Consider the following 14678-nt stretch of genomic DNA (forward strand, 5'->3'; position numbering starts at 1 on the left):
TTAAAAAGTATTCGACATGAACAAACTCAAAATATTTACACGCGCAGGATGGGGCATCTTACTGCTCACCGTATTACTGGCTGCCTGCAAAAAGGATGATCATTTCATTGGTGGCAGCGTAGCCAATGACCACACCGATCTCACTACTTACGACTACCTGAAGGCCAATCCTGATTTCGATACCCTGATCCTGCTGATAGATAAAGCAGGGTTAAAGGAAACCATCAACAGCGATGTCACTTTTGCTGCGCCAACAGACTATTCTATCAAGCTGTTCCTGGCCAGTCGTACAAAGGCGTTGCAGGCGGCTACCAACAATGAAAACATCAAGTATACCATCGATAGCCTTAAAGCGCCTGAGCTGCGGGATTCGCTGCTGGCGTATGTTTTCCAGGGGAAGATTGTGAGAACAGATCTCTCCATGGATGCGCAGGTATACAAAAACAAAGTGGGCGAAGACTTTGCCTTCAAACTGGTGAACGGTGGCTTTGGGGGCATATTTGCCGCAGGTGTAAAATTAATGGCGATTGTAAAAGTGATTCACGGACTCGATCCTGTTCCACGTCCGGATGAATTCCCGGATGAAGACAAGGACAAGGAGTACACGTTGCAGACGACCGGTATTATTACTAAAACAGGTGTGCTGCACGTAGTACAAAACAACCATGTATTCTACTGGAAATAATCACTTTCAAAAAACGAACACTATGTCAGTTAAATATAATGTAAAGAAATACCTGGGAGCGGCGGTACTGCTTGGTCTGCTGATCACCGGTTGTAAAAAAATAGAAGAAGGTTTTTTGAGTGATGGTTTGTACATTCCTGATACGCCGATCAAGGTGCAACGTGGTAATGCTTTCCAGAAAACCAGTGCAATTCTTGCGGATGGCACTACCCAACCAATGACTGTGAAGTTGCTGGACATCCGGAGAATAGACAACAAGAAACATGCGGATGAATTCTTTAAGGAATATCCTGTTTACGTGTATACGGCGGCGGTAGATCCGGCTACAGATACCACCATTGAACTGGTAAATAAGAAAAGGGAGCTGAAAAAGCTGCAGCCGTTTGTATTCCTGACCAGTGGCCAGTTTGTATTTAACGGTGCTACCGACAGTTTACCACTCGGTATCGACTATGAATATGATATTGAAGTATCCAACGTGGCGGGTTCGAAGGTGTACAAAAACATCGGGATGCTTACCACCATTGATCCGCCACTGGTAACGGAAATGACTACCGGTTGCAACTTCTTCCCGGACGATGGTTCTGCTACTGTTCCCATGGGAGCTGCTTCAATGACTGTTACACGTGTCAGTGAAAGCGGTGCTTCTGTAATCCTGAAGATTACGGATAAAGATGGTAAACCATTTAATCCGAAGAAAGGAGAGATCATTAAACGTGGCGACCGCCCTATTTTTGAGAACTACGCCAGGTTCCATCCAATTGAATACACGGATACAGCGATGATCTGTAATTTTGAAATTGCGCCGTTTCCGTTGAGCCGCTATTCCAGCGGTGGTACCAACTGGAACTACCTGATGTATTATCGTATTCCTTCGAGCTTCCTGTCGGTAGATAAGAACCTGACCAGTAAGATCGGCAGCGTGAATCCGCTGTTTGCTTTCCGCCTGATGAAAGCGGGTGTGTATGTAGTGGAACTGAGATTACCGAAAACAATTAAAACTACTCCATAAGAAAGAGTATATCACTATAGGGGGGATGGTCCGCAATGGGCCATCCTTTTTTATTTTATGCCATATTCCCGGAGAAACTGGTGCAGGGTGGTCACGTCTTCCTGCAGATGCAGCGCGGATACCACGGCCCTGTTTATCGGTTCGCTGTGCGGGAGCGGGTAGGGGAAGCTGGAAATGACGAGGTCCCTGTCTTGCAGGTACTGCACAAGTGCTGTACCGGAAGGCAGAATAAACATGGGTAGTCCATGCGGATTATGTACCCCGGTATTGGCGGTTAAATGTAACAGATACGCGATATTCTGCTGGAGGATGCGCTGCATTTTCTGTATCAGTTCACCGGATTGCAGCCATGCGTAAGCCGCAGCAGGCATCATGGGCGTGCTGCCGGAAAAAAGGGGCGATCGTTTCAATGCCATAATATCTGCGGCATGACCGGCCACTACACCGCCTTGCAGGCTGTATGCCTTTGCGAGGGAGGCGGTGAGCAGGTAACGGACAGTGGGAGCTTCCGGCAGGAAATGAATGGCGCCCTGCCCGGTGGGGCCCAGTATCCCGATACCATGCGAATCGTCTGCTACTACCAATACTTTACGCTGTAGTTCCTGTAGCCAATGAAAAGGGTGAATGGTGCTGGTCAGCGGATTCACGGTATCCGTGATAATCACGAAATGATCATCCGGATGGGTATTTACTTTTTCGATGGTCTGCGTGATCCACTCTTCCCGGCTGATGGCCGGCAACACGGGCTGCTGGTACCACAGAGAAGGATGCGCGTCGGGTGCGTATAGTGGTTGCCGCGTAGCGAGTGCATACTGTACTGCCGCCTGTGCCGCCATGTAACCTGAGGAGAAAACCGCGGCGGCCTGTTGCTGTAAATGCTTGCCAAGGGCATGCTCTATCTCTTCGTAGATAGATAAACGTAAGTTAGCCGCCCTGGACGAAGGGAAAAGCAGGCCATACTTCTCCATACCGGTTGTCAGCGTAGCTTTGAATACGGGATGATGATGAAGTCCGAGGTAAGCAAACCCCGAAAAGAACAGGCAGCTGCGCCCATCCAGCGTTACTGTTCTTCCAGGTGTATGATCGGTGTACAACATAAGTTTATTCTTTCTTAGTACATAAGATAAACTGGAAATCGGTGGAAGTAACCTGCATGTCGAAATAATCTTCTGTTAACCGGGTGATGGTGACGAGGTTTTCCACTTTCCGGTCGCCGTTTTTAGCGGTCACAGAAATCATGGCGCCGTTGCTCAGGATAAAGTATTTCCCGGTGTCGGATCTGCCGGCAATGGTAGCTACAAAAACGTTCTTGTCCAGGAACTGGTAATAGGCATCGCGGTAGTAGCCTTTTTTCAGGTCCTGTGCCTGTATGTACTGTGTGTTGCTGATGGGAGATTCCGGTGGAATTTTCACATCATACACCCGCCATTTTTTATTCATCAGCAGTTCATTGTTCTTTTTGCCCTGACAAGCGGTGATCAGGAGCAAGGCTGCGATAACGGGAAAGAGAGGTCGTATTTTCATGAATATTAGTTCCCTGTTTTTGCTTTATTGTAGGCTGCCGATCCTCCTTTCGGGATGGACAGGCTTTCCCAGTTGTCTTTCAGGATCATTTTCCCGAGGAACACAATTTGTCCCACGTGATAAGGCACATGTGCCAGTTGCCGGTTAATGGCATCGATCACAATATGTGGTTCATTACGGATAAAAACGGTGCGGTCCAGGTCTGTTTCCTGCAGGCTGCGGATGGCGTTCAGCATACAATCCCAGCCGGCATCCCAGAGTTGCAGCAGCTGTTCGGCGGAGATGTCGCTTTCTTCAAATTCGAGGTCCCTGTCGCGGCCCGGCTTTTCTCCGTCGGTGGTGAGGAAGTCGGTCCACCTCGACAACATATTTCCATGCAGGTGTTTTACAATCATAGCAATGCTGTTGGGGGCTCCTTCCGGATTCCAGTTTAATTGCGCGATGTTAAGACGTTGCATTGTTTTAAGTCCGAGTTCCCGGTGTATTTCCAGCCGTTTTAAGGCGCTTTGTAAATAAATGGATTGAATAGCCATGTCAATATGTTTAAATTAATATCCTGCGGCGCTGTCGTCTCCGCGTTTGTCCCCGGATGCTTCCAGGAAGCGGCTTTCAGGCGCTCTTTTAATAATTTCCGTGTGGCCGATGGAGCCGCGTTTCACTACTTTATAACCCATTCCTTCGATGGCTTGTATGGTGCTGTCGGGGAAATCTTTTTCCACGGCAATTTCATCGGGCAGCCATTGGTGGTGGAATTTAGGTTTGTTGATGGCTTCTGAAGGAGAGAGGCCAAATTCGAGTGTATTGATCAATGTCTGGAATACAGAAGTAATGATGGTGGCGCCGCCCGGCGTACCGAGCGAATAGAGCACCTGGTTTTGCTGCAACACCAGTGTAGGTGTCATGGAGCTGAGCATCCGTTTGGCAGGTGCAATGGAATTGGCTTCGGTGCCTACCAGGCCGTACATATTGGGTACGCCGGGTTTCACGCTGAAGTCGTCCATTTCGTTATTGAGCAGGAATCCTGCTTTGCCCACCACTGTTTTGCTGCCGTAATGGCCATTGAGGGTAGTGGTGACTGCTACTGCGTTCCCATCTGCATCAATGATGCTGAGGTGGGTAGTTTCTTCGCTTTCCGGTAAGGTACCGGCTTTGGTAATTTCGCTGGAACCTGCTTTACCGGGTGTAAAATCCTGCATGCGGGCAGCCAGGTATTTTTTATCTGTCAGTTGGGAGATGGGTACCTTAACGAAGTCAGGATCGCCCAGGAATTTTGCGCGGTCGGCATAGGCCCGTCTTTCAGCTTCTACCATCAGTTGTACGGCTTGTGGCGACTGGAAGCCCCATTGTGAAATGGGATAGGGTTCAACCATTCCCATCAGCTGTTGCAGGCAGATTCCGCCGCTGGAGGGCAGGGGCATGGTAACAATCGTATAGCCTTTATAGTTAAACGCTACGGCGGTCCTTTCTTTTGCTTTGTAGTTTTTAAGATCCTGGAGGGTCATGATGCCATTACCGCGTTTCATTTCAGCCACGATGTTGTTGGCGGTTTCTCCCTGGTAAAACCCGGCTGCTCCCTTATTACGTATAAGCGTGAGGGTATGTGCCAGTTCTTTCTGCACCAGGGTATCACCCGCTTTCCAGGGTTGGTCACGGATAAAGGCTGTTTTAGCGGTATTGAGCCGTTCGAAATCCGCTTTGTCCCTGTTGAGGTTTTCGGCTTCAGAGGCGGTGATCACGAATCCTTTGTCTGCCAGCAGGATAGCTGGATCTATGAGTTTGGTGAAGGGAAGCTTCGCATATTTCATCGAAGCAAACAAACCGGCTACGGTACCGGGTACACCGGCAGCGAGGTGGCCATCCAGGCTTAGCTGCGTGATGGGATTGCCGAGTGAATCGAGATACATATCGCGGTGAGCTTTGGCGGGAGCAGTTTCGCGGTAGTCGATTGCGATATTGCGGCCATTTTTCAGGTGCGCTACCAGGAATCCGCCGCCACCCAGGTTGCCTGCGCCGGGATATACCACGGCCAGTGCCAGCTGTGTGGCAATGGCGGCATCTACAGCGTTACCACCCTGCGACAGGATGATAGTGCCCACACGGCTGGCCAGCGGATGGGCAGATACCACGGCGCCATGAAGGACTTTAATATCTTTCTCAATACTATAGTCGTAGGGATGTAAATCATTTATCGTTTGTTGGGCACAGGCGGTCTGTAAAGTGCATACCGTCAACCCCAGCATAATCAGGAAACGCATGGGTATCTGTTTGGATCGAAATTAAGATATGCCGGGAATTATAGGAAATTTAATAATTTAAGGAAATTATAATTTCCGTTTCCCTATGAAATACCTATGCCGGCCCGTAGTGGCCATTTTGCTCGTAACGGGCTGTTTAACAGTGAAAAGCCGGTTTACTCACCTACCTGTACCGGCAGTACGATAAACCGGAAAACAATTCCTAACTTACCGTATCAAATTGCAGGCTTTCTATGCGCAGAATTGTATTAATGGCTTTGGTTATGCTGGGTTTTCTCGCCGCCAACGCCCAGGTACCTACACCTGATCAGTTTCTCGGTTATCCCCTGGGAACACAGTTTACGCCACATTACAGGGTGGTAGATTATTTTAAACAGGTAGCTGCTACCGCAAAAAATGTGAAGCTGGAGCAGTATGGCGCTACTTATGAAGGCCGGCCGCTGCTTATGGCAATTGTTGGTTCTCCTGAAAATATGGCCCGTATAGAAGAGATCCGCCAGCATAGCCTGGATATGTCCAATGCAAAAGGCGGCGCCAACGGGAGCCAGCCGGTGATTGTATGGTTGAGTTATAATGTACATGGTAATGAGGCCGTTTCCACAGAAGCAGCCATGCAGGCGCTGTATGAACTGGTGAATAACGGCAATGCACAAACGCAGCAATGGTTAAAGAATACGGTCGTTATTATCGATCCCTGTCTGAATCCCGATGGCCGCGAAAGATATGTGAACTTCTACAACAATACCCGTGGTGTAAAGCCTAATGTAAACCGCTGGTCCAGGGAACATAACGAACCATGGCCGGGCGGAAGGGCGAACCATTATTACTTTGATCTGAACCGCGACTGGGCCTGGCAAACGCAAAAGGAATCACAGCAACGCGTAGCGAAATACAATCAGTGGATGCCACAGCTGCACGTAGATTTCCATGAACAGGAAATAGAGGCGCCTTATTATTTTGCGCCCGCAGCAGAACCTTTTCATGATGCTATTACGCCCTGGCAGCGCCAGCTGCAGGTGCTGATCGGCAGGAATAACGCAAAATATTTTGATCAGCAGGGATGGTTGTATTTCACCAAAGAAAGGTTTGACCTGTTTTATCCGAGTTATGGTGATACTTACCCGATGTACAACGGTGCTATCGGCATGACTTACGAGCAAGGCGGCAGCGGACGTGCCGGCGTGGCCGTATTGAAGAAAGATGGTGATACGCTCACGCTCACAGATCGTATTGCGCATCACTTTACTACCAGTATGTCTACCATAGAAGTGGCATCTCAACAGGCGGAAAAGATCATCAGCGAATACACGCAATATTTTGAAGCAGCAAAGAAAAATCCACAGGGCGGGTATAAGTCTTATGTGGTAAAAGCGGGTGGTAACACAGAGAAACTCAATTCCCTGGCAGAGCTGTTGCGTAAAAACAATATTGCCTTTGGCTTTGGCTCCAATGCTGCCAGTGCCAGTGGTTTCAATTACTTCACCGGCAAAACAGAAACGTTTACTATTGATAAAGAAGACCTGGTGATCAATGCATTTCAGCCGCATTCCAATATGCTGCGGGTATTGTTTGAGCCGGTATCTCACTTAACAGATTCGGTTACTTACGATATTACCGCATGGGCATTGCCTTACGCTTATGGTTTAACCTCCTTTGCTGTAAAGGCGCCGCTCACACCTGCGGCAGATGCTCCGGCAGTGCGGAACAATACACCTTTGTCTGCACAGAAGCCATATGCTTATCTGGCGCAATGGAATAGTTTACGCGACGTAAAGTTCCTGTCCTCTTTATTACAGAATGATATTAAAGTGCGCTTTACGGAAACGCCGTTCAGCGTGGGCGGAAAAGACTTTCCCGCAGGTACACTGATTATTACCCGTGCAGGTAATACTGCGAAAGGCGATCAGTTCGACCGCTTCATTACGAGTCAGGCAAATCAGTTTAAAATTTCTCTCGATGCAGTTGCGAGCGGCTTTGTAGATAAGGGTATGGACTTTGGCTCCGACAAGATCCGGTTCATTAAAAAGCCTCATGTTACCTTGTTGGGCGGAAGGGGTATTTCTTCGCTCGGCATGGGAGAAATATGGCACTTCTTTGAGCAGCAGCTGGATTTTCCGATAACGGTGGTGGATGAACGAAATACAGATGATATCGATTGGGATCAGACAGATGTGCTGATCTTACCGGATGGCGATTATAAAATGCTGGCAGATAAAGCGGCTTCCGATAAATTAAAGGAATGGGTGAAGAATGGTGGCCGGCTGATTGCGCTGGAAAGTGCGGCTGCTGAACTGGCTGGTGGCGAGTGGGGCATTAAGTTGAAGAAGGAAGAGGAGGATAAGGAAGCCAAAGAAAAAGCAGTTTCCACGCGTCCTTACGAAGCATTGAAACCATATGCCAACCGGGAGCGGGAGAGCATCAAACAATTTATTCCAGGCGCGATTTACAAAGTACAGCTGGATACCACACATCCGCTGGCCTTTGGCTATGCAGGTATTTATTACACCCTGAAACAGGACGCCAATCTGTACGAGTTTATGGAGAATGGCGGCTGGAATGTAGGTGTGTTAAAGAAAGATAGTTATCTGAGTGGCTTTGTAGGTGCAGATACCCGTCAGCAATTAAAAGATGGGTTGTTGTTTGGGGTGAAAGAGATGGGCGACGGAGAAATTGTTATCCTGGCGGATAATCCTTTATTCAGAAGTTTCTGGGAGAATGGCAAGCTGTTGTTCAGTAATGCTGTTTTCCTGGTAGGACAATAGGGGCATTGATTTTTATCCGGATATTTTGTGTCGGTACATATCTCCCGGAACAAAATATCCGGATAAAAAAGCGGTTATAAATTACGTTTTATATTACAACCCAGGCTGCTGGAAGTGTTGGTCGTAACTGTTTTCCCGGCCAGCATTTCATTGATGGCATTTCTCAGGTGTTGTATTTTTACTGTTTCCATGTTCCCCGGACTATCATCAATTCCTCCCTTATAGGTCAGCTTACTGTTTTTATCAAACAGGTAGCATTCCGGTGTGTGATTAGCATCGAATGCGTTGGCCAGTACAGAATTTTTATCGTAAATGTAGTACCAGCTGAAATGCTGATCGGCAGCGTACTTTTTCATCTCGTCGTATGAATCGGCGTCGTTACGGTGGGCTTCATTTGAATTGACCATTACAGTGCCGATATTATTCTTGACAGCGTAGGTGCATATATCCCGTAATCTTTCCTGGTTGCGGATCATATAAGGACAAACATTGCTGCCAAAGATGACCAGTAATCCGTTGGCTCCTTTTGCGGCGTTGAGGGTGATGTTTTTTCCGGAAACATCTTTACATACAACATCTGATTTAGGTAAGAGTGATCCGGGTTCCAGCGGTGTTTCGCGGATGGGTTGAAACGAAGAAAACAATGCAGTACAGCAGGATAAATAAAAAATGGACTTAATCATAGCAGACGGTTTTCAGGTCCTGACTAAATATAGTAAATGCGACAGTAGTATTTGCTTTTTTGGGAGCAAATAATTGTTGAAGATATATAGAAAAATTATAAAATAAAAATATTTAACAAGTGATTTCCGGTCCGCATCAGGCAGATAAAAGTGCGGCTTTTTCTTCCTGCCTGGCATCGCTGACGGTACGGATGCTGGCATTGAGTTCAAATCCTACGAGGAGGATAAACGAGTTGAGGAAAATCCAGAGCATAAGTACCAGGATGGTTCCGATAGAACCATAGATCTTGTTATAGTTACCGAAATTATTGACAAACCAGGAGAACCCGATGGTCACCAGGATCATACAAACGGTGGCCACGGTGGCTCCGGCAGTAATGAATTTCCACCGGCGGGTGGTGGCGGCGCCGATGCGGTATAAAACGGCATTGACAGAATAGAAAAGCATGATGATCAATACCCAGCGGGCCATGTCGATCACGTTTCTCAGCAGGGTGCTCTGGATGCCGATCAGGTTAAACAGCCAGCGCAGGGTGGCGCCCTGTGCAATGATCAGGGACACGGTGATCAGCAGGAGCAGCACCAGTATGGCGGTTAGTTGCAGCGCAATGAGCCGGTTCTGCCACCATTTCCTTTTACGGAAGCCGGCGCCCTGTATTTTGCTAAAAGAGCGCAGGATGCCCATAACCCCGTTGGAGGAATAGAAAAAGCCCATCAGGAACGCGATAGAAAGCAACCCGTTGCGATGGGTGTAAAGAAAGTCGTGGATCATTCCCCGTACAATCATATAGGTATTGTAGTTCGGGGTAAGGTCCTGTGCCAGGTCGTAGAGGGTAGGCTCTATGTTTTTTACCGGGATGTAAGGCACGAGGGTGAACAGGAAGATAAAAAAGGGGGGGATAGCCAGGAGGAAGTTGAAGGAGATGGCCCTTGCACGGTCTCCCAGTCCCCGGTTTTTGGTTTCCTGTCCGAATTGTTTCAGTACATCGTATAAAGGCAGGCCTTCAAACCCGGGCAGGATCAGTGTTTTTGTCCTTTCCACCAGGCGGCGGTAAGGTTTTGAGCGGAAAATGATGTTTTCGGGTCTGAAGGCCAAATCTGTTATTTTATTTAGAATCCTCTTTTATTCAGTTCTGCCTGGTATTTCCTGGCGTTTGTGAGATGCTCGGCATAGGTGGCTGCGAAAGCATGATAGCCGGAGAAATCGGCCCTGGCACAGAAATAAAGGTAATCTGTTTCCGGAGTATTCAGCACTGCATTTAAAGTTTTTTCTGATGGCGTACAGATGGGTCCCGGCGGGAAACCTTCGTAGCGGTAGGTGTTATACGGTGAATCGAACAAGGTATGATTTTCCCGGATGCGTTTCAATCCGAAGTCCTGCAACGCGAATTTCACAGTAGGATCGGCCTGGAGGCGCATTCCTTTGCGGTAGCGGTTGAGGTATACGCTGGCGATGAGTGGTTTCTCATCGTTTTTATTGCTTTCTTCTTCCACGATGGAACCGAGTATGGATACCTGGTTGATAGAGAGCCCCAGTTTTGAAGCTTTTTCCTTTCTTTCCGGTGTCCAGAATTCTTCCCTTTCCTTTTCCAGTTTTTTAAAGACGGCTTCTGCGCCGGTGTTCCAGTAAAACTCGAACGTATTCGGGATGATAGCGCACATAACGGTGTTGCTATCCAGGCCAAACTGGCGGAGATACACCTGATCTTTCATGAGGGAGCGGAGCACATTGGAGTCCGCTTCCAGGTTGTTGGATATTTTTCTGACGAAATCGTCTTTGGTGCGCAGTTTATTGATCACCAGCACTACGGGTGTTTGTTTTCCGGAGCGCAGCATCCTGGCAATATCGAAGTTGCTCATTCCACGGGAGATCTTGTAACGGCCGGCTTTTACGCGGTTGGGATAGTCGAGTTGCTGTGCTACCCAGTTGAAGCTGTTCCGGTTGCGGATGATTCCCTGTTCTTCCAATCCGTCCAGTACATTGGAATAGGTGCTGTTGGTGTGTACATAAAAGTACTTACTGTCCCCGAATGCCTTGGTATTGGGGCCAAATACGCGGTAAGAGGTATATACCAGTGCTCCTGCGGCCAGACAACCGGCCATGACCAGTATCCGTCTTATCCAGACCGATTTTGTGCTGGAAGTTTTGCTTTTTTTAGCCATAGATAGTATTGGAAGTGACGAGTGGGGCAAAAGCGGGATCTGTCTGGTTTTTCAATATAGTCCGCTGGTTGCCATTAAAAAAAACCTCGCTTTTAACGGCGAGGTTTCAAATATTATTATTCCGATAATGTTATTACTTAGCCGGAGCTGGAGGCGGTGTGTTGCCTGCTGGTACGTTTACCGGAGTTGCAGGAGGCGCTATTGGCTGACCCGCAGAAGCTTTTTCTACAGCGCTGGGAGCAATCTGCTGTACTTTGCTGCCTTTACCGATAAAGAAAGGAGCAGTGAGGCATAATATTGCAATCAGAGCGGCCAGTATCCAGGTACCTTTTTCTAATACGTCAGTTGTCTGACGCACCCCAATCACCTGATTTCCAACACCACCGAGGTTGCCGGAGAGTCCGCCACCTTTAGGGTTCTGGATCAGCACGAAGAAGCCTAACAACACACAGGCTAATATGATCAGGATACCAAAAATTATCAACATAGAAATTACTGTTTATTTTTGTCTGTTTTTGACTTTAGTTCTAATATCTTTTGCGCAAAATAAGCGTTTTTGTCGGGATTAAGCAAACTTAATTTTTGATATATCTTAATCGCGTTTCCATACTGTTGCTGACGTACCCAGATTTCTGCGAGGGTTTCAGAAACAATATCATTGTTGAAAACGATGGAGTCCATGGCCATCTTCTCTACGGTTTCAGATACTTCCGGTTCCTCGTCTTCCTCATAGATCCGGTGTAGCTGCTGGTGATACCAGTCTTTATTGGTTCTGCCGGCGAAGTTATCCTTCATTTGCCGCAGCCAGGAGGTAAAGCTTTTCATTTCCGCCGCGCCCTGCTCGTTCAGATCATCTGCTTCTTCGGGATTTTTCAGTCTTTTGTAAGCAAAATAATCATCGGTAAACAGGGGCTGGAACACCAGTTCCGTTTCCTCGTCAGCAGTAGCCATCGGGAATATTTTGATAGGCCCGGAGGTTTGTTCGGCATCTTCTGCCGGCGATGGCATTTCCACTGGTGGCGGCAGTACTTCTGCCGGTGTGGCCGGGGTAGTGTCCTCCGGTTCAAAATCCGCTACGGGCGCGGGTGCCACAGCTGTTTCTATTTCAGGGGGAGCCGGTAATTCTTCCGGTGCCAACTTCGTTTCGGGTGTGTAGTCCGCCACTATATCTGCTGCTGTGGCTTCTTCCAATACAGATTCCGTTTCCGGTGCTGCTATAATGGCGTCCAATGCTATTGTTTCGGATTCCGTTGCTGTATGTATTACTTCCAATGCTATATTTTCTGCTTCCGGAGCGCTGGCTTCGGAAACGTTGTGATGGGCTGTTGTTGTGTGAGCCGGTATATCCGGGGCGAACGCCGCTTCCGGTGTATCCGGAATGACAGGTGCCGGTATGATTTCCGGCGCCACAGGAGTTTCTTCTTCTGTGAGAACTGCTGCCGGGCTGCCGTTTTGCGGCAATCCGTTGTGTGCATCTACCGGAAGGGTATCTTCCGGAATAATGGCAGCCACCCGGTTTTCTACCACCTGCAATACCTGTTCTTCTGTGATCAGCTGCCAGGCGTAATGATGCTGATCTGCATAGAGCAGGGCTTTCTTTACTGCAGGATGTTGAAGATTCCCTGTTTGCTGGTATACTTTCCTTGCCAGCAACAGGCGGGCTGCAGAAAAATAGGGATGATCCGCCACCAGCTGCTCCATTGCCGCTTCATTTACCAACTGAAGGGAAGGTTGTAGAAACACATGTGCTATAATCCTGTTTGCCGTCATAGGTTGCTAATGTAATAAAAAATGAATTACGCATTACCAGTTCGCAAAGGCCCTGTTGAAGATATCATCTGTGATACCCGGGATAATATTGGATTCCAACAGATTGTTTTCAACGGTACTGGGCAATTGGGAAGCCGGAAACTCCGCAGAACGGGAGAAAGATTGCGTAAATCCTTTTTTATCACCGATCCTTTTAATGAAGGTCACGTTTACAGTTACATTCAGCCTGGAGGTAGCTGCCTGATCCACATTGGTAACGGCGGCATTCGAGAAAGAGTAGCCTGTAATCGTAGCTTTGAACTCATAATCTGCCCTTGGTTCGGTTTCAACTACCTGGGTCAGACGAGTCTGGGAGGTAATTTTATCGCGGAGTTTCTGGGTCAGTTTCTGGCTTAAGGTCGGGTTATTGATGGGCGCCCTGTTTTCGATAAAGCGTACATTCACTGTATTGGCGCCTTGTTCGATACTGGCCCCGGTAGTGGAATACTTTACAGAACAACCTGCCAATACTGCCATAACGGCGATGGCTATATATACTCTGATGTTGCTGATCATTGTGGTGCTGATATTAAATTCGTTTATTCGGCGATGTTATATTCCTTGAGTTTGCGGTAAAGCGTTCTTTCAGAAATACCCAGGTCCAGCGCGGCATCCTTACGTTTGCCCTTATGTTTTTTCAGCGCTTTTACAATGAGTTCTTTCTCTTTGTCGGCAATAGACAAGGTTTCTTCTACTTCTTCGTGATGATCAATTTTGTTGTCCGATAAGATAATAGGCTGTGCATTATTCAAACCAGGACTGGCGGGTGTATTCATTTCTGAGGCTGCAGGATAACTGTGCAGCACGTGATTATCGGCATGATACTCCGCCGTATGCGCCATCGTCGGATTTTGCAGGATATCGAAGAACATCTTTTTTACTTCTGTTACATCTTTCTTCATGTCAAAGAAAAGTTTGTACAGAATATCTCTTTCACTGTTAAAGTCATTGCTCTGTTGCGGCGCTGCCAGCATAGGCAGGCGGTTTACTTCCGGCTGATCCGGCAGGAAACGTTTCAGGTCATTGGCCGTTACCAGTTTATCTGAAGATAGAACGGAAATCTGTTCTGCAATATTTTTCAGTTCACGGATATTTCCTCTCCAGGGATAATTCACCAGGATATTACGGGCTTCTTCGTCCAGTTGTATCGAAGGTGTTTTATATTTTTCGGAGAAGTCTACCGAGAATTTTCTGAACAGCAAAGGAATATCTTCTTTACGGTCGCGCAGCGCCGGTACCCGGATAGGCACGGTGTTGAGACGGTAGTACAGATCTTCCCGGAACTTGCCCTGCTGGGTACGTTCCAGCAGATCGCGGTTGGTGGCCGCTACTACGCGTACATCTGTTTTCTGCACTTTGGAAGAACCTACGCGGATATATTCACCCGTTTCCAGTACACGCAGCAACCTTGCCTGCGTACCCATAGGCATCTCACCTATTTCATCCAGAAAAATGGTTCCTCCGTTCACCGTTTCAAAATATCCTTTCCGGCTGTCTACCGCGCCGGTGAAAGATCCTTTCTCATGACCGAATAATTCGGAGTCGATGGTGCCTTCAGGAATGGCGCCGCAGTTAACGGCTATAAATGGATTATGCTTACGGGCGCTCAGTGCATGAATGATCTGAGAAAATACTTCTTTACCAACACCGCTTTCCCCGTTAATGAGTACCGTGAGATCAGTATTGGCCACCTGAACAGCCACCTGCAATGCGTAATTGAGTGCGGGACTACTACCAATAATGCCAAACCTGTTTTTTATAGCCTGTATGTCCATAAGCGGTTAT

Annotated in this window: 13 protein-coding genes and 1 pseudogene; 3 read left to right on the plus strand and 11 right to left on the minus strand. The window is 47.8% G+C overall.

The window, feature by feature from the left end; all coding sequences use genetic code 11:
• The first annotated feature begins 16 nt into the window (after positions 1–16).
• Positions 17–685, plus strand: coding sequence for a hypothetical protein (locus BMW79_RS12820; protein ID WP_089895281.1), 669 nt, complete (start codon positions 17–19; stop codon positions 683–685).
• A gap of 22 nt (positions 686–707) precedes the next feature.
• Positions 708–1697 (plus strand): DUF5007 domain-containing protein, encoded by a 990-nt coding sequence (locus tag BMW79_RS12825; protein WP_177192148.1) that lies wholly within the window; start codon positions 708–710, stop codon positions 1695–1697.
• Between the two features lie 50 nt (positions 1698–1747).
• On the opposite strand, the gene BMW79_RS12830 is transcribed toward BMW79_RS12825, so the two are convergent.
• Genes BMW79_RS12830 through ggt form a run of 4 tightly spaced genes read right to left on the minus strand, consistent with a single transcriptional unit; the run spans position 1748 to position 5476 of the window.
• A complete protein-coding gene (locus BMW79_RS12830) occupies positions 1748–2794 on the minus strand; it encodes an aminotransferase class I/II-fold pyridoxal phosphate-dependent enzyme (protein ID WP_089895286.1) in 1047 nt (348 codons plus the stop codon).
• A 4-nt stretch (positions 2795–2798) separates the two neighbouring features.
• The gene (locus BMW79_RS12835; RefSeq protein ID WP_089895291.1) at positions 2799–3221 is read right to left on the minus strand and encodes a hypothetical protein; all 423 of its coding nucleotides are present in this window, start codon (positions 3219–3221) and stop codon (positions 2799–2801) included.
• A gap of 5 nt (positions 3222–3226) precedes the next feature.
• On the minus strand, positions 3227–3754 hold the full coding sequence (locus tag BMW79_RS12840) for a DUF1572 family protein (RefSeq protein WP_089895293.1): 528 nt from the start codon (positions 3752–3754) through the stop codon (positions 3227–3229).
• A 15-nt stretch (positions 3755–3769) separates the two neighbouring features.
• On the minus strand, positions 3770–5476 hold the full coding sequence (ggt, locus tag BMW79_RS12845) for a gamma-glutamyltransferase (protein WP_089895295.1): 1707 nt from the start codon (positions 5474–5476) through the stop codon (positions 3770–3772).
• A gap of 233 nt (positions 5477–5709) precedes the next feature.
• Between ggt and BMW79_RS12850 the strand changes: the two genes are divergently transcribed.
• Positions 5710–8238, plus strand: a complete 2529-nt coding sequence (locus tag BMW79_RS12850) for a M14 family metallopeptidase (RefSeq protein ID WP_089895297.1) — start codon at positions 5710–5712, stop codon at positions 8236–8238.
• Positions 8239–8312: 74 nt separating this feature from the next.
• On the opposite strand, the gene BMW79_RS12855 is transcribed toward BMW79_RS12850, so the two are convergent.
• From BMW79_RS12855 to BMW79_RS12885, 7 genes and pseudogenes are all read right to left on the minus strand, one after another.
• Complete coding sequence (locus BMW79_RS12855) at positions 8313–8921, minus strand: redoxin domain-containing protein (RefSeq protein WP_089895299.1); 609 nt, start codon at positions 8919–8921, stop codon at positions 8313–8315.
• 136 nt (positions 8922–9057) lie between these two features.
• Positions 9058–10017 (minus strand): YihY/virulence factor BrkB family protein, encoded by a 960-nt coding sequence (locus BMW79_RS12860; RefSeq protein ID WP_177192149.1) that lies wholly within the window; start codon positions 10015–10017, stop codon positions 9058–9060.
• A gap of 14 nt (positions 10018–10031) precedes the next feature.
• The gene (gene mltG / locus BMW79_RS12865; RefSeq protein WP_089895303.1) at positions 10032–11084 is read right to left on the minus strand and encodes an endolytic transglycosylase MltG; all 1053 of its coding nucleotides are present in this window, start codon (positions 11082–11084) and stop codon (positions 10032–10034) included.
• 133 nt (positions 11085–11217) lie between these two features.
• Positions 11218–11571 carry a preprotein translocase subunit SecG gene (gene secG / locus BMW79_RS12870; protein WP_089895304.1) on the minus strand — a complete coding sequence of 118 codons (354 nt, stop codon included), beginning with the start codon at positions 11569–11571 and terminating at the stop codon, positions 11218–11220.
• A 5-nt stretch (positions 11572–11576) separates the two neighbouring features.
• Positions 11577–12854, minus strand: a complete 1278-nt coding sequence (locus tag BMW79_RS12875) for a hypothetical protein (RefSeq protein ID WP_143059145.1) — start codon at positions 12852–12854, stop codon at positions 11577–11579.
• A 63-nt stretch (positions 12855–12917) separates the two neighbouring features.
• Positions 12918–13409, minus strand: a pseudogene (gene lptE / locus BMW79_RS12880) (LPS assembly lipoprotein LptE); the annotation flags it as partial.
• A gap of 23 nt (positions 13410–13432) precedes the next feature.
• On the minus strand, positions 13433–14668 hold the full coding sequence (locus BMW79_RS12885) for a sigma-54 interaction domain-containing protein (protein ID WP_089895310.1): 1236 nt from the start codon (positions 14666–14668) through the stop codon (positions 13433–13435).
• Positions 14669–14678 lie beyond the last annotated feature (10 nt).

The organism is Chitinophaga arvensicola, assembly GCF_900110835.1.
Lineage (GTDB): Bacteria > Bacteroidota > Bacteroidia > Chitinophagales > Chitinophagaceae > Chitinophaga > Chitinophaga arvensicola.

Bases quoted from the DNA above. Each gene is read 5' to 3' on its own strand.
- BMW79_RS12830 (WP_089895286.1), bottom strand. From the start codon at position 2,794: ATGTTGTACACCGATCATACACCTGGAAGAACAGTAACGCTGGATGGG.
- BMW79_RS12840 (WP_089895293.1), bottom strand. From the start codon at position 3,754: ATGGCTATTCAATCCATTTATTTACAAAGCGCCTTAAAACGGCTGGAA.
- BMW79_RS12850 (WP_089895297.1), top strand. From the start codon at position 5,710: ATGCGCAGAATTGTATTAATGGCTTTGGTTATGCTGGGTTTTCTCGCC.
- ggt (WP_089895295.1), bottom strand. From the start codon at position 5,476: ATGCGTTTCCTGATTATGCTGGGGTTGACGGTATGCACTTTACAGACC.
- secG (WP_089895304.1), bottom strand. From the start codon at position 11,571: ATGTTGATAATTTTTGGTATCCTGATCATATTAGCCTGTGTGTTGTTA.
- BMW79_RS12875 (WP_143059145.1), bottom strand. From the start codon at position 12,854: ATGACGGCAAACAGGATTATAGCACATGTGTTTCTACAACCTTCCCTT.
- BMW79_RS12820 (WP_089895281.1), top strand. From the start codon at position 17: ATGAACAAACTCAAAATATTTACACGCGCAGGATGGGGCATCTTACTG.
- BMW79_RS12825 (WP_177192148.1), top strand. From the start codon at position 708: ATGTCAGTTAAATATAATGTAAAGAAATACCTGGGAGCGGCGGTACTG.
- BMW79_RS12885 (WP_089895310.1), bottom strand. From the start codon at position 14,668: ATGGACATACAGGCTATAAAAAACAGGTTTGGCATTATTGGTAGTAGT.
- mltG (WP_089895303.1), bottom strand. From the start codon at position 11,084: ATGGCTAAAAAAAGCAAAACTTCCAGCACAAAATCGGTCTGGATAAGA.
- BMW79_RS12835 (WP_089895291.1), bottom strand. From the start codon at position 3,221: ATGAAAATACGACCTCTCTTTCCCGTTATCGCAGCCTTGCTCCTGATC.
- BMW79_RS12855 (WP_089895299.1), bottom strand. From the start codon at position 8,921: ATGATTAAGTCCATTTTTTATTTATCCTGCTGTACTGCATTGTTTTCT.